This window comes from Nocardia sp. NPDC005746 (assembly GCF_040630785.1).
In the GTDB taxonomy this organism is placed as follows: Bacteria; Actinomycetota; Actinomycetes; order Mycobacteriales; family Mycobacteriaceae; genus Nocardia.
In genome coordinates this window covers 1-26,744 of the sequence record NZ_JBEXYE010000036.1, presented here as the reverse complement: position 1 = coordinate 26,744, position 26,744 = coordinate 1, and the positions used below count along the sequence as shown (strand labels likewise).

Here is a 26,744-nt window from a genome sequence, read left to right as displayed (position 1 = left end):
AGTTGGATTCCAGAGGCCGACCAGTGAAGGGGTCCAGATGAATCTGAGGTCAACCGAACCTGCTGACCGCCAGGCGGAATTGATTCCGCTATCGAGGGCGCAATACGGGATGTGGCTGGCGGACAACCTGCCCGGTGGGCAGGCGATGAACATCGCACAGTACGTCGAGATCGAGGGCCCGATCGACGTCGAAGCCTTCATCGAGGCGGTGAACGTTGCCGGCCACGAATCCGAATCCCTGGTCGTCCGGGTGGTCGAGTTCGACGGCGTTCCCTATCAATTCGTCGATCGCAATATGACTTACGACGAGTCTGTGCTGGACGTCAGCGGGGAGAGTGATCCGTTCGCGGCGGCAATGCAATGGATGCGGCGCGATTTCGAAGCCAGAGCCGAGGATATGAGCCGTGACCGGCTCGCCGAGACACGGTTGATCCGAATCGCCGAAGATCGGTATCTGTGGTACGCGCGTGCCCATCATCTCGTCATCGATGGCTACGGTGCATTCAACGTGTTGACCCGGCTGGCCGAGCACTACAACGCATTGCTCGAGGGCCGGCCGCCGGCGCCTCGGGAAGCGGACGCGTTGCGCGACATCATCGAGGCGGAGCAAGCGTATCGGGCGAGCTCTCGGTTCGAGAACGACAGGCAATACTGGCTCGGCAGGATTGCCGACCTTCCGACGCCGACGAGTCTGTCCGGTCGCACCGCCCGCCCGAGCAAGGTCGATCGTGTTTCCGGCATCGAGCTTCCGCCGCAGTTGTCCGACCTGCTCGACCGTTTCTCCGGCAACCTGCAAGCATCGCCTGCGCAGGTCGTCGTGGCGGCCTTCGCCGCATTCCTCGCACGGATGACCGGTGGCAACGATGTGGTGTTGTCGATGCCGGTGAGCGGGCGCGTGACGAAGGGCTTGCGCAATGCTGCCGCGATGTTGGCGAACATGGTGCCGATCCGATTCACGATGGATAGAACGACCACCGTGGAGGAACTGGTCCATGCGTCGGTGTCCGAACTCGTCTCCGCGATGCGGCATCAGCTCTACCGGTTCGAGGACCTGCGCCGCGATTCGAATGCATTGGATGCGTCTGCGAACTCGTTCGGTCCGATAGTCAATATCCTCTTCTTCGACTCCGAAATTCGTCTCGGGTCTGCTGTCGGCCGCTATCGCGCGCTGACCTCGGGCACATTGGACGATCTCCAGCTGAATCTCTACCGTTCCGGGGTAGACGCGCCACTGTTGATCGAACTGCACGGCAACGCGAATCTCTATGGCCAGGATGAACTCGATGCGCACGCCCACCGATTGATCGCCTTTCTGCAACGACTGATCGAAGCGCCCGTCGAAACAGCCCTGATCGCTGTTCCGCTCGTTGACCCTGCTGAAGAGGCACAGATCGCCGGGGAGCTGGCCGGCCGCGATGGGGCAACGAGTACGGCAACGCTCGTGGATTTGCTGACGCGACAGGCCGATGCGACTCCATCGGCAGTTGCCGTCACATCGGAGGGGGCCCCTCTCACCTATCGGGAGCTGGACGAGCGTTCCAATCGGTTCGCACGCACCCTCATCGCGCTCGGAGCGGGCCCGGACTCGCTGGTGGCGATCGCGATGCCACGGGATGCCGATCTCATCATCGTCACGCTGGCCGTGCTGAAGTCAGGCGCCGGATACCTGCCGCTGGATATCGCGCATCCGGCCGATCGGCTGGAATACGTGCTGAACGACGCCGATCCGATCGCCGTAGTCACGACCGGCGACATGCGCGAGCTTGTGCCCGGAGACCCGGGCCGCGTGGTGCTGTTCGACGAGGTCGCCGCCGACGAGGCTGCGACACCTGTCACCGACGCCGACCGGACCAGCCCGCTGCGCCCCGACAACATCGCCTACGTCATCTACACCTCGGGGTCGACCGGTCGGCCCAAGGGCGTGGCCATTGCCCATCGCGCCGTGGCGACGTACCTGGTGAACGCGTGCGCCGAGATCGGCGTGCAGCCCGGCGACGTGTGGATGTTGTTCCACTCCTTCGCGTTCGACTACTCGGTGTGGGAGATCTTCGGCGCGTTGGCCAGTGGTGGCCGCCTGGTAGTCGTGGACACCCCCACCACCCGGTCACCAGACGATGTCGTGCGCTTGGCGGCACGCGAGAAGGTGACCGTCTTCAACCAGACACCGTTCGCGTTCCAGCAGTTCGGTGCCGCGTACCGGCGGTACATAGATGCGGGTGAGCCTGACGGTGAGCTTTCGCTGCGACTGGTCATACTCTCGGGCGAACGACTCGATCCGGCTGTGCTGGCGGACTGGTATGAGCACAACCCGGAGCTCCCGGTGCTGGCGAACAGCTATGGCATTACCGAAACCACGGTGTTCGTAACCTATTTCGGCCTGACACCGAGCAACGCGACGGCGGACGCCCCGAGCACGATCGGTCGAGCACTGCCTGGTCTGCGCACCTATGTTCTCGATGAACAATTGCGGCCGGCGCCGTTGGGCGCCTGGGGCGAGATCTACGTTGCCGGAACGCAACTCGCCCGCGGTTATCTCAACCGCTCATCGCTGACTTCCGCCCGATTTGTTGCCAGCCCGTTCGGCCGACCAGGCGAGCGGCTCTATCGCAGCGGCGATGTGGCACGCTGGAATCACCAGGGTGAGCTGGAATACCGTGGCCGTGCCGATCAGCAGGTGCAACTGCGTGGGTTTCGCATAGAGTTGGATGAGATTCGCACCGCTTTGTCGACCCATAGCGCGGTCTCGGCGGCGGTTGTCATCGTCCATCGCCCTGGCACGGCGGCGGCCAAGGTCGTGGCCTATGTCGTGCCGACCGGTGAAGATGCCTGTACAGCCGACATTCTCCGCACGTATGTCGCGACGCTACTGCCGGAGTACATGGTGCCGGCCGTCGTCGTGGTGGTGCCCGAGCTGCCGCTGACGGTGAACGGCAAGGTGGACTATCGGGCGCTGCCGGAGCCGATCTTCGATTCGTCAGCGGCCTATGTGGCGCCGAGTTCGGCGGTCGAGGAGGCGATCGCGGCCATCTTCGCCGAGGTGCTGGACCTCGAGCGAATAGGCGTGCTGGACCACTTCTTCGAACTGGGCGGCAATTCGCTCACCGCGACCAATGCCGCCGCGAGAATCGCCGAGCTGACCGGATCCGCTGTGTCGGTCCGCGATCTGTTCAGCAAGCCGACCGTCGCCGAACTCGCCGCGCATATCGACATCGAACACCACCACAGAGCGCTCGTGCTGCGCGCGGAACCGCGCGTCGAGCCGATTCCGTTGTCGCCGGCGCAGAACCGGATGTGGCTGATCAATCAGGCCGACCCGGCCTCCACGGCATACAACATTCCGCTGGTGGTGCAGCTGACCGGCCGACTCGATGTCACTGCGTTGCGCCTGGCTCTGATGGATGTGATCGATCGGCACGAATCCCTGCGGACCGTCTATCCGGACACGAAAGGGGAAGGGAGGCAAGTTGTTCTGGCACCCGGGCACGGTGTCGGCCTGATACCGGAGAAGATCGATTGCGCCGACATCGCGCATCGCATCGGTGAGCTGACTTCGACCGGTTTCGACGTCCGAACAAGTCCACCGATCCGAGTCGCGCTGCTCGAGTCCAGCGAACGGCGTCGGCACGTCCTGGTCGTGGTTCTGCACCATATTTGCTGTGACGGTTCGTCGCTTCCACCGCTCGCGGTCGATATCGCGACGGCCTATGAAGCAAGGTCGCAGGGAAGAACCCCGGACTGGCAGCCCCTGACCGTGCAATACGCCGATTACAGCATCTGGCGCCGCGAGATGCTCGGCGACGAGGACGATCCCGAGTCGTTGGCGGCACGCCAGTTGCGTTACTGGGTGACACAGCTGGCGGGAATGCCGCCGTTGCTAGAGCTGCCCGCGGACCGTCCGCGTCCTGCTCGCCAATCCATGCGCGGCGACATCGCCGAGAGCGTGATCCCAGCCGAAACCTTTGCCGCGATCCAGTATCTGGCCCGCACGTCCGGCGTCACCACCTTCATGGTCATCCATGCCGCGCTGGCGGTGCTGCTGGCCCGGCTGTCGGGCTCGGGGGATATCACCATCGGGACACCGGTCGCGGGCCGAGGGGAGCGTGCGCTGGAACCGCTCGTCGGCATGTTCGTCAATACGGTGCCGCTACGTACCGAAGTGCGTTCCGACGAATCGCTCCTCGAGTTTCTGTGGCGGGTCAAGGACATCGACGTCGATGCGTTTGCCAACAGCGACCTTCCATACGAACGGATTGTCGATGAAATAGATCCCAGGCGATCGGTCGCGCACGCACCGCTGTGCCAGGTGTACCTCGTTTTCGAGAACATGGACCGTCCACGGCTGGAGCTGCCCGAACTCACGGTCGAGATCCTGGATCCGGGGCCGCAACCGGCGAAGGTGGACGTTATCGTCACCGTCGCCGAAAACGCTTCTGCGGGAGGCGATGTCTCCCTCCGGATCAACTACGCCACAGATCTGTTCGATCGGGAGACGGTCGAGGAATGGGCCGTGCGGCTGAATCGGGTCCTCGATGCGGTGGTGTCGAGTCCCGACCTGCCGGTGGGTCGCGTGAATGTGCTGTCGGGGAGCGAGCAGGCCGGGTTGGTGCCCGCGTCGGGGGGCCGTGCCGTGGCGCCGCGGGTCTTGGCGGAGTTGTTGTCGGTCGCGGATCCCGATGCGGTGGCTGTGGTTTCGGGTGAGCACACGATGTCCTACGGAGAGCTCGATGAGCAGTCGAATCGTGTTGCCCGGCAATTGATCGCATGGGGTGTCGGCCCGGGCGACCAGGTCGCGTTGGCGATGGCCCGGTCGGTGGAGTTCGTGGTCGGGATGTGGGCGGTGACCAAGGCGGGCGCGGCGTTCGTGCCGGTGGATCCGCGCAATCCGGTCGACCGCATCGCCCTCATGGTGGCCGATGCCGACGTGCGGGTGGGTCTCACCGTCGAGGTGTCACAGGACCTGCTGCCGGACCGGGTTCAGCGGCTGGTGCTCGATGCACCTGACGCACAGGCGCACATCGCGGCTCGGTCCTCGGCCGTGGTGACGGATGCAGACCGGCTGCGGTCCTGCCGTGTCTCGGACGTGGCCTATGTGCTCTACACCTCGGGGTCGACGGGGGCGCCGAAGGGTGTCGCGGTCACGCACTCGGGACTGGCGAATTTCGCTGCCGAGCAGCGGCATCGCTATCGGGTCGACAGTTCGTCGCGGGTGTTGCAGTTGGCAGCACCGGGTTTCGACGCGGTTGTGCTGGAGTTGCTGATGGCTCATGCGAGCGGCGCGGCGTTGGTGGTATCGCCTCCCGACGTGTTCGCGGGCCGTGAGTTGGCGGAATTGATCGGGAAGCAGCGGGTATCGCATGCCTTCCTGACCCCGAGTGTCCTGGCGACAATGTCGCCGGCCGGTCTGGATTCGCTGCGGGTGCTGGTCGCCGGTGGGGAGGCGGTGTCGGCGGAGACGGTCGCGGTATGGGCACCGGGCCGACAGCTGTTCAACGGTTACGGACCCACCGAGACCACGATCATGGTGGCGATCAGCGGCCCGCTGTGCGCCGGGGACCGCGTCACCATCGGCGGCCCGATTCGTGGCGTCGAGGCCGTGGTACTGGACGCGGGCCTGCAGCCGGTGCCTATCGGAGTATCGGGACAGCTGTATGTCTCCGGAGTGCAGCTGGCCCGCGGATACCTGAAGCGACCGGCCGCGACAGCCACCACCTTCGTGGCCGATCCGTACGGTCCCCCGGGCACCCGCATGTACCGCACCGGTGATCTGGTCCGGTGGACATCCGAGGAAACCCTCGAATATCTCGGTCGCGCCGACTTCCAGGTCAAGATCCGGGGACAGCGCATCGAACTCGGCGAGATCGAGGCCGTTCTCGCCGCGCACCCCGCCGTGGCGGCAGCGGTGACGGTGGGTGCGGCGACCGCCGGCGGGTCGCGACTGGTGGCCTACGTCGTGTCGGCCAACGGCGCCGTCGACACCGCGGATCTGCTCGGTTACGCCGAGCGGCGCCTGCCGTCCCACATGGTCCCGGACACGGTGATGGTGCTCGACACGCTGCCGTTGTCGGCAGTGGGCAAGATCGACCGTCTGGCGTTGCCCGAGCCGGTTTTCGCCACCGGCACAACCGAATACGTCGCACCGCGCGACGCGGCCGAGCAGCTGGTCGCCGATGTGTGTGCCGCCGTGCTGGGAATCGAGCGGGTCGGTGTGTTCGACAGCTTCTTCGATCTGGGCGGCAACTCGCTGTCCGCGACCAGGGCAGCAGCGCAGCTGAGCGCCGCGTTCGACACCGATGTCTCGTTGCGCACGCTCTTCGAAGCGCCGACCGTCGCCGCGCTGGCGGAGAGCATTCGGACCAGCGACGCGGCCGGACGGGAACCGCTGGGCCCGCAAGAGCGCCCGGACCGGATCCCGCTCTCGCCCGCGCAGACGCGCATGTGGTTCCTCAATCAGTTCGATACCGCCTCGCCGATGTACAACGTTCCGATGGTCGTCCACATGTCGGGCAACCTCGACGTGGCCGCCATGCACGCGGCGATCGCCGATGTGATCGACCGGCACGAATCTCTGCGAACCATATACCCGGACAGCGACAGTGGACCGCATCAGGTGATTGTGCCGGTGGCGACGGCACGGCCTTCGTTGGAGCCGGTGCCGGTTCCGGAAAGCGAGGTCGAGGCGCGCATCGGCGCGGAGGTGACCGCCGGGTTCGATGTCACCTCCGAGGTTCCGTTTCGGATCACCCTGCTGCGCAGTGCACCCGACGAGCACACTCTGATTCTCGTCGTCCACCACATCAGCTTCGACGGGTCGTCGCTGGCGCCGCTGGCCACAGACCTCGCGACCGCCTACCAGGCCCGCGTCGGACACCAGTCCCCGCAGTGGACGCCGTTGCCCGTGCAATACGCGGATTACGCTGTGTGGCAACAACATCTACTCGGTATCGAAAATGACCCGAACAGCCTGACCGCCGCCCAGCTCGAGTATTGGCGCGCGACCCTCGCCGACCTGCCCGAGGTGCTCGACCTGCCGGCCGATCGTCCACGACCGGCCAAACAGTCGTTCCGGGGTGCGGCCATATCGACGGTGGTTCCCGCAGACCTCCATCGTGATGTGATCGCGTTGGCCCGGCGACTCGACGCGACGGTCTTCATGGTGATGCATGCGGCGTACGCCACGCTGCTGGCGAGGCTTTCGGGAACCGGCGACATCGCGGTGGGCACACCGATCGCCGGCCGCGGCGAGCCCGGACTGGACAATCTGATCGGAATGTTCGTCAACACACTGGTATTGCGGACCCGCATCGACCCTGGCTCGTCGTTTCTGAACATTCTCGATCAGGTCCGGTCCGCCGATCTGGGCGCATTCGAGACCGCCGACATTCCGTTCGAACGGCTTGTCGAGGTGCTGAATCCGCCTCGCTCGACCGCACATTCGCCCTTGACTCAGGTTGGATTCTCGTTCCAGAACATCGAGATCCCGACCGTGGAGTTCGCGGACCTGACGGTTTCGGCCCGGATGGTCGATCCGAGCGTGGCCAAGTACGACCTGCATCTGAACCTTGTCGACTCACCGGCGTCGGATGGCGACCCGGGCGACATGGCGGTCGAATTCAGTTATGCGACAGATCTTTTCGATGAGGAGACGGTCGCTGCGATGTTCGACCGCTACCTGCTGTTGCTGCAGGCGATCGTGGCCGAGCCCACCTGTGTCGTGGGCGATATCGAGCTGCTGACCGCGAACGAGGCGCGCGAGCTGGCGGCGTGGTCGAGCGGTGAGTTGACGAGTCCCCCGTCCGAGACGATCGCGTCCCTGTTCGCCGCGCAGGCTGCCGCGAACCCGAACAGGATCGCGGTTGTCGACGCCGAGGGTGGCGGCCGGCTCGGCTACGGGGAATTCGCGGCGCGGGTGAATTCGCTGGCCCGGGTGCTGATCGGACGCGGAGTCGGCCCGGGAACCGTCGTCGCTGTCGCGATGCGCCGCTGTGTCGATCTGCTGACCACGCTGTACGCAATTCATGCGGCCGGCGCGGCCTACCTGCCGCTGGATCCGGATCATCCAGTCGACCGGGTGCGTGCGGTCGTCACCGACGCGAGGCCGAGTGCCGTCATCACCCGGCCGGTCGACCGGGCGAATGTGCCCGAAAACGTACCGGTGTGGGCATTCGAGCAGCTCGATGGCGAGCGCGCGGATACGTCGACGCTGACGGACGCCGATCGGCCCCGGTCGCTGCGCCCGGATGATCTGGCGTATGTCATCTACACCTCCGGCTCGACCGGCGTGCCCAAGGGGGTGGCCGTACCGCATGCCGCGGTGGTCAACCAACTTCGCTGGCTGCGGGATCACTACGGGCTCGGGGCCGAGGACATCATGCTGTTGCGGACGCCGACCACATTCGATCTCTCGGTCTGGGAGCTGTTTTCCGCACTCACCTGCGGCGCGTCGGTGGTTGTCGCCGGTCGCGACGCCCACCTCGACCCCGGAACCGCAGCCGGGCTGCTCGCCGAACACCGGATTACGACCGTGGACTTCGTGCCGTCCTCGCTGTCGGCATTCCTCGATGCGGCCGGCGCGCGGAAGTTCCCTGATCTGCGGCGGGTGCTGTGCATCGGTGAGGCACTGCCGGCCGAGACCGTCCGTCGTTTCCGGCAACTCAGCCCAGCGCGCATCGACAACCTGTACGGGCCGACGGAGGCAGCGGTGAGCGTCACCGCTCACCGCATCGACGCGCTCGACGACGTCACCGTTCCTATCGGCATCCCCGAGGCGAATGTGGTTGTGCGCGTGCTCGATTCGCGACTTCGTCAGGTTCCTGTCGGGGTGACCGGAGAGCTGTACCTGGGGGGAATCCAGCCGGCTCGCGGCTATCACGAACGCCCTGGCCTGACGGCAGTGAGCTTCATCGCCGACCCTTTCGGCAGCACAAGCGGTGCCCGGCTGTACCGCACGGGTGACCTGGTTCGCTGGGGCTCGGATGGCAACCTGCGTTATGTCGGCCGTGCCGACACCCAGGTGAAGGTGCGCGGTCTCCGCATCGAACTCGGTGACATCGAAGCCGCGTTGGTCGCGCACGAGCAGGTTGCCGCGGCCGTCGTGCAGATGCGCACCGAGCGCGGCGAACAGCGCCTGGTCGCGTACCTGGTTGCCGCGGAGGCACTGGACCTCCGGCAGGTCCGGGCGTTCCTGATGCAGCGGCTGCCGGCGTACATGGTGCCGTCCTCGATGGTCCGAATCGATGCTGTCCCGCTCACCGTCAATGGCAAGGTCGACTACCGGGCATTGCCGGCACCGGATGTGAGAGGCTACGAAGCGGGATACCGTGCGCCGCAAGGCCTCATCGAGCAGACCGTCGCCGGGGTAGTCGGCGAACTGCTCGACCTTCCAGAGGTCGGCGCGGACGACAACTTCTTCGACCTCGGCGGAAACTCGCTTCTCGCAACGCGTGCGCTGAGCCGGATAGGCGACATCGCAGGCGTCACCGTGCCGGTGCGGGTGATCTTCGAAGCACCCACTGTCGCAGAGCTGTCCGAACGAATCGGGCAGCTGCGCGCGGTGCCGAACCTGCCCGCGCCAACTCGCACCCCGCGCCCGGATCGTATCCCGCTGTCACTGGCGCAGGCCCGGATGTGGTTCCTCAACCAGTTCGATCCGAGTTCGCCCGGATATGTTGTGCCGCTGGCGATGCGGCTCGACGGTAGCGTCGATCTCGATGCGCTCGCAGCGGCGGTCGGTGACGTCATCGAGCGGCACGAGAGTCTGCGCACCATGTATCCAGCGGTCGATGGCACGCCGACGCAGGTCGTGCTCGACGCGGCCGACGTCGTCGGAAACTGGGATCTCGGGCCGCAACCGGTCGGTGAGCACGAGTTGCCGGCCCGATTGACCGAGTTCTTCGGCCCCGGATTCGATGTGTCGAAGGGCGTGCCGCTGCGCGTTGCCCTGTATCGACTGTCCGACGAGACCTGGGTGGTCGCGCTGGCAGTCCACCACATCAGTTGCGACGGTTCGTCGGTTGAACCGCTGGCCGCCGACATCGTCACGGCCTACCGTGCACGGTCCGGCGGCAATCCGCCGGACTGGGCGCCGCTGTCCGTACAGTTCGCTGATTATGCCCTCTGGCAGCGCGAGGTGCTCGGCTCGGCGGAGGACCCGAACTCGTACCTGGCCCACGACCTCGCCTACTGGAGAGCACAACTCGCGGGTATCCCCGATGTGATCGAAGTGCCGACCGACCGGCCACGGCCGCTCGTGCAGACACAACGCGGCGCGGTCGTCCATGCCACGATCCCGAGCGAGCTGCACGCCCGGTTGGAGGCGCTGGCGCGGCACGCCGGGGCGACGACATTCATGGTCGTGCACACCGCTTTGGCGGTGTTGCTGTCGAGACTTTCCGGCAGTGACGACATCACCATCGGTGTGCCACATGCCGGCCGCGGCCATCGATCGCTGGACAACCTGATCGGGATGTTCGTCAACACCCTGGTGATGCGCAGCCGGTGCAGGCGGGATCAATCGTTCACCAGTCTGCTGAACCAGGTGCGGCGCACGGCCACCGAGGCTTTCGACCATGCCACCGTCCCGTTCGAGCAGTTGGTGGAGGCACTGAACCCGGCGCGATCGACGTCGCATACGCCGTTGTTCCAGGTCATGCTCGCCTATCAGAACATGGCACAGGCGCGGGTCGAATTTCCGGGTCTCACCGTGGAGAGCCTCGATCCGGAGGACAGCGCCGCGATCTACGACCTGCTGCTGATGATCACGGAGGGACACGGCGCTCACCGTGAGCCGACCGGCATGACGTTGCGGCTGACGTATGCCACTGACCTTTTCGACGATGACTCAGCGCTGCGCTTCGCGGAACAATTCGTGCGTGTGCTCGACGCCGCCGCGACCGATGCCGACGCGGCGGTCGGCGGTATCGAGTTGCTCGATGCCGCGGAGCGCCACCTGGTGCTGCAACAATGGAACGACACCGCCGGCCCCGCGGCGACCGGCCGGACGCTGGTCGACGCTGTCGACGAACAGGTCGCCCGAACCCCGGATGCTCCGGCGATCTGTCTTCCGAGCGGCATCGGGATGACCTACCGGGAGTTCGACACCCGCGTCAATCGCCTGGCCCGTTGGCTCATCGCCCGTGGTGCCGGACCGGAAATTGTTGTCGCGGTGGGCATCCGGCGATCGATCGACCTCATCACCGCGCTGTACGCGGTAGTCAAGGCGGGCGCCGCGTTCCTGCCGATCGATCCGGATCATCCGACCGCCCGCATCGCTGATGTGCTGAACGCGGCGCAGCCGCTGCTGGTACTCACCACCTCAGCGGATGGCGACGCACTACCGCGTGGGTTCGAGATCTCGTGCATCGATCGAGTCGACGTGGCCGGTCTTCCGGATGTCCCGATCACCGACGCCGAGCGTCGTACGCCGCTGCGACCGGACAATGTCGCCTACATCCTGTTCACCTCCGGCTCCACGGGAGTCCCCAAGGGCGTCGCGCTGACCCACGCCGCGACCGTGAGCCAATTGGCGTGGGCACAGCGGCAATGGCCGCACGACGCGTCCGACACCGTGCTGTACAAGACCCCGATCACCTTCGACATCGCCGTATGGGAGCTGTTCTGGCCGTTGCAGACCGGTGCGCAGATCGTGGTCGCCGAACCCGATGGGCATCGCGATCCCGGATACATCGCAACCATCATTGCGAACCATCAGGTCAGCACCGTGCACTTCGTGCCATCGATGCTCGAGGTTCTCGTCGAAACCACCGCGGGTACACCACTGCCGTCGATACGACGGGTCTTCGTCGCCGGTGAGGCGCTGGCGCAGCGCACCGTCGACGCCGCCTCGCGGGTATTCGCGCATGCCGAGGTGGTGAACTGGTACGGCCCGGCCGAGGCGGAAGTCGTGACGGCTGCGCGTTGCCTGCCGGGGATAGCGAACCGTTCGATGGCCCCCCTCGGTACGCCGGTGGCCGGCATGCGGGTCTACGTCCTGGACCCAGGGCTGCGACCGGTGCCGATCGGTGTCGTCGGCGACCTCTACGTCTCGGGTGTCCAGCTGGCGCGCGGTTACCACGCCCGTCCCGACCTCACCTGCGGCGCCTTTGTCGCGCACCCCTTCGGCATGCCCGGTGAGCGACTGTACCGAACCGGCGACCTCGTCCGATGGGTGAAAACCGGCGAGCTGGAATACCTGGGCCGCAGCGATCTCCAGGTCAAGGTCCGCGGCCAGCGGGTCGAGCCGGGTGACGTCGAAGCGGCGCTGTCCGCGCTCCCGGACGTCGCACGCGCTGTGGCCGTAGCCACGACGGATCGAATCGTCGCATACGTGACACTCGCTCCCGGTGCGCGCACCGATGGGCGCTCGATTCGCGACCGGCTCACCCACGCATTGCCGTCCTACCTGATTCCGGCCGCCGTTCAAGTCCTCGAGGCGATCCCGTCGACACCGAACGGCAAGCTCGACCGAGCTGCCTTGCCGCAGCCGGTGTTCGACGACACCGAGGAATTCGTGCCACCCCGCACCGAACGCGAAGCGGCCCTTGCGGCAATCGTCGCGGAGATCACCGATCGCGATCGGGTGACCGTGACGGCCAACCTCTTCGAGATCGGGGTCAACTCACTCTCGGCCGCCCGCATCGCAGCCCGGGCCACCGCGGAGCTCGGCATCGAGGTCGGCATTCGCGACATCTTCACCGAACCGACGATTGCCGGATTGGCCGAGCGCCTGCGCACGAGAGCCGGACACGCGGTGGTTCCGCTCACCGCCAGGCCGCGCCCGGCAGCGGTCCCGTTGGCGGCGGCACAACGGCGGATGTGGTTCCTCAATCAATTCGACACCGCCTCGGCGGCATACAACATCTGCTTTGCGGCCCGGCTGACAGGCCGGCTGGATCTCGAGGCGCTACAGGCGGCGCTACTCGACGTCGTGGAGCGGCACGAGCCACTGCGCACGGTGTATCCCGCCGTCGACGGCGAACCGTGCCAGGTAGTGCGTCAGGTCGCGGCCGCGGCCGCGGAGCTGACGCTGGATCCGGAGTCTGTCGCCGACGAGGCGGAGCTGGCCGACCGGATCCGGCAGGTCGTCGAAACAGGTTTCGATGTCGTGGATTCGGTGCCGGTGCGAGCGCGGGTATACCGCACAGGGAACGACGAGCATGTGATCGTGCTCGTGGTCCATCACATCGCGGCCGACGGTTCCTCGATGGCACCGCTGGGCCGCGATATCTTCGCCGCCTACGCCGCGCGTGTGAACGGCGAAGCACCGCAGTGGGAACCGCTCGAGGTCCAGTACGCGGACTACGCGCTGTGGCAGGCCGAAACGCTCGGTGCCGAGGGCGATCCGGAGTCGCCGATCGCGCGGCAGATCGCACATTGGAGCGAGGTCCTCGACGATGCTCCGGAGCTGCTGGACCTGCCGACGGACCGACCCCGGCCCGCCACCATGTCGATGGCCGGCGGCAGTGTTCGCTTCGCGCTCTCGGCGCGGCTGCACGACGAGATAGCGCGGCTGTCCCAACGCGAGGGTGTCACGGTGTTCGTCGTGCTGCATGCCGCACTGGCGATCCTGTTGGCGCGCACCGCGCACAGCGCGGACATCTCGATCGGTTCTCCGGTTGCCGGCCGAGGCAGCCGGGAACTGGACGATATGGTCGGCATGTTCGTCAACACCGTCGTGCTGCGCACGCGAGTCCGGGACGATCTGTCGTTCCGCGAACTCCTGGCCGAAGTACGCGACGTCGACCTGGAAGCGCTCGCCCACGCCGATGTGCCCTACGAGCGGCTCGTCGACATCCTCGACCGTGCCCGATCCACCGCGTACACACCGCTCTATCAAGTGATGTTCGGTCTGCAGAACATGCGTGCGGCCCGGTTCGAGCTCCCCGGCGTGGATGTCGAACTGCTCGACCCCGGTATCGCGCAGGCGAAAACCGATATCACCGTGCTGATGACCGAACGCGGCGACGGCGGCCGGCCGGCCGGAATCGACGGCGAGATCATCTACGCCGCAGACCTTTTCGTGGCGTCCACGGCCGAATCGCTCGCGGAGCGATTCCTCCGCGTCCTGGAGTCGGTCGTGTCCGACCCGGCCCGGACGGTGGGCGGCATCGATCTGCTCGACACATCGGAGGCCGAGCGACTGGTCCCGGCGCGAGGTGGCGAGAGCCCGGCGCCGTGTCTGCTGCCCGATCTACTCGCCGCGGCGGTGGCAGCGGATCCGACCGCGACCGCCGTGATCGGCGAAACCGAAACCCTCACCTACGCCGAACTCGACCGCCGGTCCAATCAGCTCAGCGCATACCTGCTCGCCCGAGGAGCCGGGCCGGGCACGCTCACCGCACTGGCCGTGCCGCGTTCGGTCGACTACCACGTCGCCATGTGGGCGATCGCGAAGACCGGCGCCACGTTCGTACCGGTGGATCTGCGCTATCCCGCGGAGCGGATCGCGCACATGGTGAACGATTCCGGTGTCACCGCGGGGATCACGGTCGCGTCCGCGCGCGCGTCGCTTCCCGACGATGTCCGATGGCTGGTGCTCGACGAACCGGAAGCAGCCGCCGAGATCTCCGCGCAGACCGGCCGGGCCATCACGGATGCGGCTCGTGGCCGGGCCGTGCGGATTCGGGAGGCCGCGTATGTGATCTACACGTCGGGGTCGACCGGAACACCGAAGGGTGTGGTGGTCAGCCACGAGGGATTGGCCGGCTTCGCGGCCGAGCAGCGGGTCCGCTATCGGGTGGACGCCACGTCGCGTGTCCTGCAAGTGGCGGCGCCTGCCTTCGACGCGGTGCTGCTCGAGGCGTTCATGGCGTGCGCGGCCGGCGCTTGCCTGGTCGTGTCGCCACCGGAGGTTTTCGGCGGCCCTGATCTGGCCGCACTGATCCGCACCCATCAGGTGACCCACGCGTTCCTGACACCCAGTGTGCTGGCGACGATGTCGCCCGAGGACTTCGCATCGGTGCGGGAACTGGCGGTCGGCGGCGAGATGGTGTCCGCGGACCTGATCGCCACCTGGGCGCCGGGGCGGCAATTGCACAACATCTACGGTCCGACCGAGACGACGATCGTGGTCACGATCAGCGATCCGGTCCAGCCGTCCGACCCGATCAATATCGGTGGTCCGATCCGCGGCGTCGAGGCGGTGGTGCTGGACGCCCGGCTGCGTCCGGTGCCCGTCGGTGTGCCCGGGGAGTTGTACTTTTCCGGCGGTGCATTGGCGCGTGGCTACCTGAACCGCCGCGCTACGACCGCCGGTGCGTTCGTGGCGAACCCCTACGGTGCGCCGGGATCGAGGATGTATCGCACCGGCGACATCGTCCGGTGGACCGCGAGTGGTGTGCTGGAGTACATCGGCCGCGTCGACTTCCAGGTCAAGATTCGTGGCCAGCGCATCGAACTCGGGGAGATCGATGCTGTGCTGCAGGCACATCCGCAGGTTGCCACCGCCGTCACCGTGAGCCGCTCGGGACCCGGCGGGCAGCCCGTGCTCGCCGCGTACGTCGTGGCCGAGCCCGCGGGGGCCGTTGAACCCGATGCCGTGCTCGACCACCTCGCTGCGGTGCTGCCCGCCCACATGGTGCCGTCGACGATCACCGTGCTCGACCACATGCCGCTCGCCTCGACGGGCAAGGTGGATCGAAAACTGTTGCCCGAACCAGTTTTCGATACCGGCGGCGACAAGGACGTGGTCGCGGCAAACGAGTTGGAGCGCACGATCGCCGCCGCTTTCGTGGATGTGCTCGGCGTCGCGTCGGTCGGTGTGACGACCTCGTTCTTCACGCTCGGCGGTGACTCCATCATGTCGATCCAGCTGGTCTCGCGGCTGAAGACGGCGGGTGTGGTCGTGACCGCGCGGGATGTCTTCGAGCACAAGACCGTTCGCGGGCTGGCGCAGGTGGCCGTGGCTGCGGGCCGGGTGTTCCTCGCGGAGCTGCCGGGCGGTGGCGTGGGAGACATTCCCTTCACGCCGATCGTGGCCTGGTTCGTCGACCGGGTCGGGACAGCCGATCGGTTCGCACAGTCGATGCTGGTTCGTCTGCCGCGGGACGCGCGCGTCGACGAGGTGATCGCGACCGTGCGGGCAGTGCTCGAACAGCACGACATGTTGCGGTCGCGGATGCGCGAACAGTGCATGGATGCGCTGCCCGCTCACGCCGCCGATGCGACCGGCGCGGTATTCGTGCGAACCTTCCGGGCGCACGAGGCGCCGGGCAGCGACGGTTTCACGGCTGTGGTGGAAGCGGCGCTGACCGAGGCGTCGGATCGTCTCGATCCCGCGGCGGGCCGGATGATGCAGGTCGCGTGCCTGCTTCCGGAATCGGGCGTCGAGGCCGATGCCCGGGCCCTCATCGTGATTCACCACCTGGCTGTCGACGGGGTGTCGTGGCGAATCCTGTTGCCCGACTTCGTCACCGCGTGGCAGCAGATCGGGCAGGGACGCACGGTCGAGTTGCCGGCACCGGGTACGTCGATGCGGCGATGGGCACACGCGCTGACCGCTGCCGCAGCCGGCCGGGGCAGCGAGTTCGAACTGTGGCAGCGGATGAGTACCGCCGCCGATCCGCTGCTCGGGACGGCGGAATTCGATCCCGCCGTCGATACCCACGCGACGGTGCGGTACCTGACAGCGTCCATTCCGGCCGCGGTGACCTCGGCATTGCTGGACTCGATACCGACGGCCGTGCGCGGCAACGTCGACGACGCGTTGCTGGCCGGGCTGACCGTGGCCCTGACCCGTTGGCGCGCACGGCGCGGCCTTCCGCACCCGGGCATGAAAGTCCTGCTGGAAGGACACGGCCGCGAGGAGCAGATCGCCCCGGGAGCGGATGTGTCACGCACCGTCGGCTGGTTCACCAGCGCGTACCCCGTGGCCCTCGACCTGAGCGGAATCGACGACGCGGACCTGCGTTCGGCAGTGAAGTCCGTCAAGGACCAGCTGCGCGAGATACCCGACAAGGGCATCGGATACGGCTTGCTGCGCTATCTGAACACCGACACCACCGACGTGCTCGCGAAGGCGCCCCAGCCGCAGATCAGTTTCAACAATCTCGGCCGGGCCGGTGTGGACCTCACCGCCCTGTCGGATCTCGCGTGGGTCCCGACCGATGAGCAGTTCGACCGGCGATCCGCCTTCGATCCGGATATGCCCGCCGCAGCGGTGATCACGATCGACGTCGATATCGTGGACACCGAGACCGGACCTGAACTGTCCGCGCATGTCGGCTACGCGTCACGGCTGCTCGAGCACGACGATGTGGCCGAACTCGTCGCCGGATGGGTCGACGCCGTGACCGAGATCGCCACCCTCGCTCGCGCCGGCGAGCGGTGGGGATTGTCCCGGGCCGACGTTCCGCTGGTCGACGTCACGCAGCACGATCTGAACGGATTGGCGGACCGGTACGGTCCACTGAGCGACGTATGGTCATTGGCGCCGCTGCAGGAGGGTCTGCTGTTCCACACCGAACTCGCGGCGGGCGAATTCGACGTGTACACCGCGCAGTCGGTCCTGACCCTCGCGGGCACGGTCGACGAGAACCGGCTCGAATGTGCTGTACGAGCGCTGCTCGAACGCTATCCCAACCTGCGGGCCGCCTTCACCCGGACCGTCGATGGCGTTCCGGCGCAGGTCGTTCCGGCAAGCACCACCGTGCCCTGGCGCAGGGTCGATCTCTCCGGCGACACCAGTGCAGTAGCGGCGCTGATCGAAACCGAGCGGGCCGTCGTTTTCGATCCCGCCGACCCGCCGCTGCTGCGGTTCCTGCTGATCGCCCTCGGACAGAACGAGTTCCGGCTGGTGCTGACGGCGCACCATCTGCTCCTGGACGGCTGGTCGTTGCCGCTGCTGTGGCGCGAGCTCATCGGTTTGTATGCTGGTGCCGCCCAGCCGGAGTCGCTTCCGCCCGCGGCCTCGTATCAGCGGTACTTGGAGTGGCTGGACCGACGTGATCGCGACGCGAGTATCGAGGTGTGGCGGGACGCGCTCCGGGATATCGGTGAACCGACGCTGGTCGCCGATCCACGCACGCCGGCGGCGGCGGACATTCCGATCGATGTGCCGATCGTTGTAGATCGTTCCGCTACAGCGGAATTGGTGACATTCGCGCGGGCGCGGGGCGTGACGATGGCGACGATCGTGCAGTTCGCCTGGGCCGTGGTGCTGGGCAACCTGCTCGGTGTCGAACGCGTGGCATTCGGCAGCACAGTATCCGGCCGCCCCGCCGAACTGCCCGATGTCGAGTCGATGATCGGCCTGTTCATCAATACGATTCCGGTCGTCGCCGAGGTGCGGCGAGATCTGACCATCGAGGACGCGCTGCGTCGACTGCAAGCGGACAACACCCGTCTGCTCGACCACCATTACCTCGAACTGTCGCAGGTCATGGCGGCTACCGGTAACAGCCAATTGTTCGATACCCTGGTCGTTTTCGAGTCGTATCCGGTCGACAGCAGTGGCCTGGGCGATGTGGACATCGATGGAATGCGAGTGGTCTCGGCGGACGGCCGCGACGCGGCGCATTACCCCATCACCGTGCAAGCGCACCAAACCGACGAGTTGCACGTCCGAGTCCGCTACCAACGAGCCCGCGTCGACGAGGTGATGGCGGCCGGTCTCGCCGGCCGTCTGGAAACCGTGCTACGGACGCTGGCCGGCGATCCGGATACGGTGCTCGGTGCGATCGATCTGCTGACCGAGGACGAGCGGCGCACGCTGGTGCCCGCGTCGGGCGGAGGGGCCGTGGCACCCAGCCTGATGCCGGAGTTGCTGGTAGCGGGCGTGACGGCGAATCCCGATGCGGCAGCGATAGTGTCCGGTCAGGACACGTTGTCCTACGCGGAGCTGGATGCCCGGTCCAACCAGCTGGCTCGGCAGTTGATCGCATGGGGCACAGGACCGGGTGATCACGTCGCGCTGGCGATGCCGCGGTCGGTCGAATTCGTGATCGGCCTGTGGGCGGTGACCAAAGCGGGCGCGGCGTTCGTGCCCATTGATACCCGGAATCCGGCCGAGCGCATCGCGCTCATGGTGGCGGATGCCGGCATTCAGCTGGCGGTCACGGTCGAGGAGACGCGAGATCTGTTGCCCGGCACGGTATTCCCGTTGGTACTGGACGATCCGGACATCGAGCGGTCGGTCATCGCGCAATCGCCCGCCCGCGTCACAGCTGGAGAACTCGTGCGGATGCCGCACATCCAGGATGTGGCATACGTTCTCTACACCTCGGGCTCGACCGGAATGCCGAAGGGTGTCGCGGTCACCCATGAGGGGCTCGCGAATTTCGCTGCCGCGCAGCGGGATCGGTTCGGTGTCGACACCGGATCGCGAGTGCTGCAGGTCGCTGCTCCCGGCTTCGATGCCATGGTCCTCGAGGTGCTGCTGGCTCACACCAGCGGTGCTGTCCTGGTGGCTGCGCCCCCAGCAGTGTTCGCTGGGCACGAGTTGATGGAACTGGTTCGCGCACAGCAGATCTCGCATGCCTTCCTCACTCCCAGCGTGTTGGCGACGATGTCGCCGGCCGGGATGGATTCGCTGCGGGTGCTGGTGGCGGGGGGCGAGGCGGTGACGCCGGAAGCGGTCGAAATATGGGCGCCGGGCCGAACTCTGCTGAACGGTTACGGCCCGACCGAAACGACGATTCTCGCCGCCATCAGCGCTGCGCTGCACCCGGGTGACGCGGTGACCATCGGCGGGCCGATCCGTGGTGTCGAGGCTGCCGTGCTCGATGCGTGGTTGCGGCCGGTGCCCGTCGGGGTGGTGGGAGAGTTGTACCTCGCGGGGGTGCAATTGGCGCGTGGCTATGCGGGCCGAGCCTCGGCTACCGCGGGCGCGTTCGTGGCGAATCCGATCGGTGCGGCAGGTTCGCGCATGTACCGCACCGGCGACCTGGTTCGCTGGACACCGGAGCACACTCTGGAATATCTCGGACGCCGCGATTTCCAGGTCAAGATCCGTGGCCAGCGCATCGAACTCGGTGAAATCGAAACTGTTCTGGCCGGGCATCCGGGGATCTCCCAAGCGGTAGTTCTGCAGCGGAAGGATCACCTCGGCATCGACCGACTCGTCGGCTATCTCGTCACTGACGAGGAGCTGGATCCGGATGATGTTCGTGCCGCTACGCGGTTGCGGCTGCCCGCGCACATGGTGCCCGAGGCGTTCGCGGTGCTGGCCGAACTTCCTCTCACCGCGACTGGCAAACTCGACCGCTCGGAGCTTCCCACTCCGGAATTCGCGGTCGGCCGAGAACGGGTCGCTCCCCGCACCGACGCCGAACGACGTGTCGCCGCCGTGTTCGAGAACGTGCTGGGCGTCAACGGTGCCGGGGCGACGGACAGCTTCTTCGACCTGGGCGGCGATTCGCTGTCGGCCACGCGGGTGGCTGCACAGTTGAGTACGGCGGCAGGAGTGCGCCTGGGGGTCCGCGACCTGTTCCAGGCGCCGGTGGTAGCCGAACTCGCCGCTCGGCTGGCGACTCTCGACCGCGACTCCCGGGTGCCGTTGACGGCGCGCCCCCGGCCTGCGCAGGTACTGCTGTCACCGGCGCAGCAGCGAATGTGGTTCCTCAACCAGTTCGACACCGCCGTCGGCAGGTACAACATCCCGCTGGTGATCCGGCTGCGCGGAGAACTCGACATCGATGCGCTCCGGCACGCGTGCGAACTGGTCGTCGAACGGCACGAATCGCTGCGTACGAAGTTCCCGATGGTCCATGGCCGGCCCTGTCAGGTTGCCGTCGCTGTCGATGAGGTCGTACCCGCGCTGGTTCCGGTTCAGGTCGGCGAACATCAGGTGATGGATCGCGTGATCGCCGTGGTGTCGGCGGGTTTCGATGTGACGCAAGCGCCCCCGTTGCGGATGGAATTGCTCGCTGTCGACGACCAGGACCACGTTCTGGTCATCTGTGTGCACCATATCTGCACGGATGGCCAGTCGATCATCCCGCTTGCGCGGGATGTGGCGATGGCGTACGAGGCGAGCCGCCATGGGAAAGAGCCCACGTGGCCGGTACTTCCGGTCCAGTACGTCGACTATGCGCTGTGGCAGCACGAGATGCTCGGGTCGGCGGACGACCCGGACTCGGTCATCTCCCAGCAGTTGCGATTCTGGAAGGACACCCTTGCCGGGCTGCCCGAGCTGCTCGAGCTGCCGACCGACTTTCCACGGCCGCCGGTCGCGTCGATGGATGGGTGCGCGATCGAGTTCGAACTTTCCGCCGATCTGCACGAGCGAATCGCCGGCCTGGCACGCGAGGCGAACGCGACGGTCTTCATGGTCCTGCAGGCCGCGCTGGCCGTGCTGCTGTCGAGGCTGGCCGGCGTCGACGATATCGCGATCGGCGCCCCGATAGCCGGACGTGGAGAGCGTGACCTCGACGATCTGATCGGTATGTTCGTCAATACCCTTGTGCTGCGGTCACGGGTGTCGATGCGGCAGCCGTTCGCCGAACTGCTCGCCTCGACCCGTGAGACGGATCTGGCGGCGTTCGCGCATGCGGATGTGCCTTTCGAACAAGTCGTGGAAGCGCTGAATCCGCCCCGGTCGACCGCGCATCTTCCGCTGTATCAGGTAACGCTCGATGTCCAGAACCTGGGCAAGGCCGCATTGGAGCTGCCGGAGCTCGGTATCGAGCTGATGGAAAACGGTTTCGAACAGGCGCAGGCCGACCTGAATGTGAAGTTGGCCGAGCGATCAGGTCAGGGAGGCCGTCCAGACGGCATGGTGGGACGACTCACCTTCGCTACCGATCTCTTCGTGAACGAGACGATGACTCGGTTCGCGCACGCTTACATCCGGATTCTGGAGTACGTCACCGCGAATGCCGCGGTGCCTGTCGGCGATATCGACATCGTCGATCCGATGCAGCGGCGCGAATTGCTGGACGCGGCAGGGGAAGACGGCGCCGTGGTCGCAGATGCCACACTCGCAGACTTGTTCGCTGCCCGAGCCCTGGACCAACCGGATGCTGTCGCGGTCACCGATGGCGTCTCGCAGCTGACCTACGCGGAACTGGATCATCGGTCCGCCCAGGTCGCGGCCCGGCTGATCGAACGGGGTGTGGAGCCGGAATCGCTTGTGGCCGTCGCATTGCCGCGTTCGGTCGAACTGGTCGTGGGCCTGCTCGCAGTGATTCGGGCAGGCGCCGGGTATCTGCCACTCGACGTGGCGTATCCGTACGACCGATTGCGGTTCGTGCTCGATGACGCGCGTCCAGCGGCGGTGCTGACCTCCGTCGAAACGGCTACGGCCCTGCCTGAGTACGCGGCACCGACGGTGCTGGTCGAGGATTGTGCGGACGCAGCGGACACCGCCGACGCGGCGATGCCGAAGTTGCGGCGGGACAATGTCGCGTACGTGATCTACACCTCCGGATCGACGGGCCGTCCCAAGGGAGTGCCGATCAGTCACCGCGAAGCGGTCACGTTGTTCACCAGCACGGCCGAACGTTTCGATGTCGGCCCAGACGACGTGTGGACGCTGTTCCATTCGTACGCCTTCGATTTCGCGGTATGGGAAATGTGGGGTGCGCTGCTGTCCGGTGGCAGGCTGGTTGTGGTCGACTACGACACATCCAGGTCGCCGAAGGAGTTCGTCGATCTCGTGGCGCGCGAGCGTGTGACGGTATTGAGCCAGACTCCGTCGGCGTTTTACGGATTCGCCGAAGCAGAGCGCGCATATCGCGAATCCGGTTGCACCGCAGGTCAACTCGCTCTGCGTTACGTCGTATTCGGTGGCGAGCCGCTGGATGTATCCCGCTTGACCAATTGGTTCGCGGATCACGATCGAAAATCACCGTGCTTGGTCAACATGTACGGGATCACCGAGACGACGGTGCACGTCACGTTCCGCACGATCGAGGGCATGGAGGTGGCCGGGATCGGATCACCGCTGCCAGGGTTGCGGGTGTACGTGCTCGACGACCGGTTGCGGCCGGTGCCGATCGGCGTCACCGGGGAGATCTATGTGGCCGGCGGGCAACTGTCACGAGGCTACCTGCGCGCCCCGGCTTTGACCGCAGGACGATTCATCGCGAATCCCTTCGACTCGCATGGTGCGCGGTTGTATCGATCCGGAGATCTCGGCCGGTGGAGCAAGTCCGCGCGCGGGCTCGAATTGACCTACACCGGTCGAGCGGATGCGCAAGTACAGCTGCGCGGTTACCGCATCGAACTGGGTGAGGTGGAATCCGCATTGCTCCGGCATCCGCATGTGGTACGCGCCGCCGCCGCGGTGCATCGCCACGTGCACGGCGTCGATCAGCTGATCGGCTACGTTGTGGGGGCCGACGGCCAGCAGATCGATCCGGGCGAGGTCCGGGAGGCTGCCGCCCGTGTACTGACCACGTACATGGTCCCCTCGGCGGTAATGGTGCTGCCAGGTCTGCCATTGACGGTCAATGGCAAACTCGATCGAAAGGCTCTGCCCGCTCCCGATTTCGATGCATCGGTGACCGAGTTCGTCACGCCGCGAACTCATTCCGAGAAGATGATCGCCGACGTCTACGCACAGGTCCTGGGCCTGGAGCGGGTCGGGGTGTCGGATGGGTTCTTCGATCTGGGCGGCAATTCGCTGCTGGCCACGATGGCGGTGGCCGAGTTGAGCGCTCGTGGCGTGACGATCGCCTTGCCCTGGATGTTCGACGATGCGACACCGAAAGCGTTGGCGCGCAGGGCCGACGAAGCCGCGGGGGGCTCCGGTCTGGAGGTGTTGCTTCCGCTTCGTGCGAGCGGATCGAAGCCTGCGATATTCGCCGTACACCCCGCCGGCGGATTGGCGTGGTTCTACGGCGGCTTGGTCGAGCATGTGGACAAGGAACGACCGGTGTACGGCCTGCAGGATCCACATGTGGTCGCGGGCGAACCAGGCGCGAAATCGGTGGATGAGTTGGCAGAGCGGTATGTGGCCGAGATTCGCGGAGTGCAGCCGCACGGTCCGTATCACTTGCTCGGATGGTCGCTGGGTGGGCAGATCGCGCACGCGATCGCGGTCAGGTTGCAGCGCGACGGTGAACTCGTCGGAACCCTGACCCTGTTGGATTCCGCACCAGATATGTCCGCTGATTCGATGATCGCCGCTGGGGACGAGTCCGCACCAGGACACCTGATGGCGGACCTCCTCGGCGGCTGGCGGGAATTGTTCGACCTCGGCGATGTGGTACAGGCGCACACCCATGAGCAAGCGTGGGCGGTCATCCGCAGCCAAGTGGTCGGAACCGGGCTGTTCACCGCCGAACAGACGGATCGGGTGATGGAGAGTTTCGCGACCGCGAGTGACCTGGCAGCCGGTTACCGGCCCGCAGTTTTCGACGGAGATCTCCTCTTCTTCACTGCCGGCAAAGACCGCACGGAAGAGGACGCTCTCGTGCAGGCGTGGCGCCCGTACGTGACCGGCAAGATACACAACACGGTTGTCGACGCACATCACCTCGAGTTCAGTCATCCGCACGCAATGGCCGTTGTCGGCTCGGTCCTGGAAAGGTTCGTGAACCTATGTTGACTACTCCTCAGCAGTTTCGACTCGACGATGACAGAACCGTGACCTGCACGAGTCCGGCCGAGGCGCGCATGTTGTGGCGCGAGACGATGGCGGCGGACGGCCTCTACCAGCACGCCGCCGCCCGCCTGCGACCCGAGGAGATCGTCTTGGACATCGGCGCGAACATCGGACTCGCCACGATGATGTTCGCGGAGAAGTGCCCCGGAATCGGGGTCATCGCCGCCGAGCCGGTACCGATGATCTTTCACTGCCTCCAGCGCAACATGGCCGCTCATGTGCCGCACGGGGTGTCGTTGCGGGTTGCGGTCGGTGCCGTGCCCAGGACTTTGCCGTTCACCTGGTACCCGCAGGCGTCGGCCAATTCCAGTCTGTATGCCGACCGCGAACGAGACGATGAGAACACCAGGATGTTTCTGCGCAACAGCGGCCTGGACGATGAATCAATCGGATACATCACTGCCGGGCTGCACGATGGCGAGCAGATCGACGTGGACGTGACCACGGTGTCGGCGGTGCTGGCCGAACACGCCCCAGACGCTCAGATCGGGCTGCTCAAAGTGGATGTGGAGCGGGCAGAATTGGACGTCTTGCGCGGCATTTCCGAAACGGATTGGCCCCGTATTCGTGCCGTCGTGGCCGAGGTACACGACACAGACGGCCGTTTGGCCCAGTTTTGCGAGTTGCTGAGCCGGCACGGACTGTCCCCCCACAACAGGCAAGACCCCTCCTTGGCCGGGACCGAACTGCACGAGGTCTACGCCGCCCGGCCCGCGGACTACTGACTCGATACAGACGCCGCCCGGCAGCGACCCGCTCGGCGACCAGGACGACGTGGTGGACCTGCGCGAGCTGGTCGCCGCCGAATCGGTACTGCGGGACCGTGAACCGGTCGTGGTCGTCGTAGTGTCCGTCGTGACTCGCGTGGCGATGTCCGGCGTGGATGTAGTCAACGTGATCGCCGTGGGAGACCGCGATGTGCCCGCAGCCGTCGGCATGCGCGGTGTGCTCGGACCAGCGATTGTGGATCGCCGGCGGGGGCTTGCGGCAATACCCCCTGCGCGTTATACGTTGAAGTGGGGAGAAGATCAGACGAGCCGGTGGCCGCCATCCACGTGCAGGACCGTGCCGGTGACAAGGCGCTCTTCAGCAGTGAAACCACCGCCACCGCAATGTCTTCCGGCGTCCCCAGCCGCCGGGCGGGCAGCTTCTCGGCCATGGCCTGCCAGCGCTTCCTTGTCGTCCCACGGCATCCAGCCGCTCGTGGATCGCAGCCTCCAGCTGCAATGCCTCCGGCCGGCGATCAGCACCGTGGCGGCGTGCGAGCACCGGTGTGCCGCCGTCGAGCACTGTTGCACGGATACCCCGCATCCACCCGCGCCGCGGTGCCGCTCAGACGCCGCTTGTAGAACGCGACCAACTCACCGGCTTCGGCGGGGATTCCGGCTTGGGCGAACGACATCGGTCACCCGCGCCTCACCCGCGAAATGCCGAGGGCGCGATCTTCTCCGGAACCGCCGGGTTCGAAGGGGTGGACTTTGGTGCTGGGCTGATTTCGTTCGCCGCGCCGCAGCTGTGGGGCCCGTCGGCACCACGGTTCGACTGGGACGACGACCTCACTCAGAACCCGGACAACGTCGAGAAACCATGTCGAAAAGTATTGGTGTCCAGCAAGTCTTGTCGGCCCTTGAGGGGATAAGGGCTCATCCGCCAGAAATCCGTCGGTAGTGACGCTGCACCCGGCCCCGTGGGCTCTGCGAGGCGGTGCCGGCCACCGGCCGAGGGCGCCACCGCGGCGGGGCGCATGACTGTGGGCGTGTCCAGCAGAACGCGCAGGCGGGCGATGAAGGCGTCGATGCTGCCGTAGCGCGCGAGGATCTGCGCGAGCAGTTCGTGTGCGGTCGATCCCATCAGAGCGGTCATGTCCACCCCACAAAGGTTCACCGATCGGTCGGGCCGGTTCCCTCCGGGATTCTGCACGATAATCGCGATCGCGCAGCAGATTCGGGGATATCTGCGACCTTCCGTGCCTGGACACCCCCCATGCTCGCGCACGTCGCGATCGGACCCGCGGTGAACGAACCCCAGGCCCGGCAGCCGGGATAGGCCGCCGGTTGCGTCGTTCGTGGCAGAACCTCGAATCCGCCCACGATTCGGCGAGTTCTACAGCAACCCCTATCTATCGCGACGCGGCTGGACCGTTGGTGGGCGCACGGCCACCCAAAGCCCCACCCCCCACCCGCGCAGCAGGATGGGGAAGGGG

At 66.2% G+C, this 26,744-nt stretch carries 3 protein-coding genes; 2 read left to right on the top strand and 1 reads right to left on the bottom strand.

Going from position 1 to position 26,744, the window contains the following annotated elements; genetic code table 11:
- The first annotated feature begins 37 nt into the window (after positions 1-37).
- Positions 38-24,484 carry a non-ribosomal peptide synthase/polyketide synthase gene (locus ABZ412_RS35045; RefSeq protein WP_357289366.1) on the top strand — a complete coding sequence of 8,149 codons (24,447 nt, stop codon included), beginning with the start codon at positions 38-40 and terminating at the stop codon, positions 24,482-24,484.
- A gap of 68 nt (positions 24,485-24,552) precedes the next feature.
- Positions 24,553-25,266, top strand: coding sequence for an FkbM family methyltransferase (locus tag ABZ412_RS35040; RefSeq protein ID WP_357289363.1), 714 nt, complete (start codon positions 24,553-24,555; stop codon positions 25,264-25,266).
- Positions 25,267-26,101: 835 nt separating this feature from the next.
- Here the strand turns inward: ABZ412_RS35040 and ABZ412_RS35035 are convergent.
- Positions 26,102-26,404 carry a hypothetical protein gene (locus ABZ412_RS35035; protein WP_357289360.1) on the bottom strand — a complete coding sequence of 101 codons (303 nt, stop codon included), beginning with the start codon at positions 26,402-26,404 and terminating at the stop codon, positions 26,102-26,104.
- Positions 26,405-26,744 lie beyond the last annotated feature (340 nt).

What these genes read in the sequence shown, in the direction of transcription:
- ABZ412_RS35035 (WP_357289360.1), bottom strand. Translation starts at nt 26,404, where the DNA reads ATGACCGCTCTGATGGGATCGACCGCACACGAACTGCTCGCGCAGATC.
- ABZ412_RS35045 (WP_357289366.1), top strand. Translation starts at nt 38, where the DNA reads ATGAATCTGAGGTCAACCGAACCTGCTGACCGCCAGGCGGAATTGATT.
- ABZ412_RS35040 (WP_357289363.1), top strand. Translation starts at nt 24,553, where the DNA reads ATGTTGTGGCGCGAGACGATGGCGGCGGACGGCCTCTACCAGCACGCC.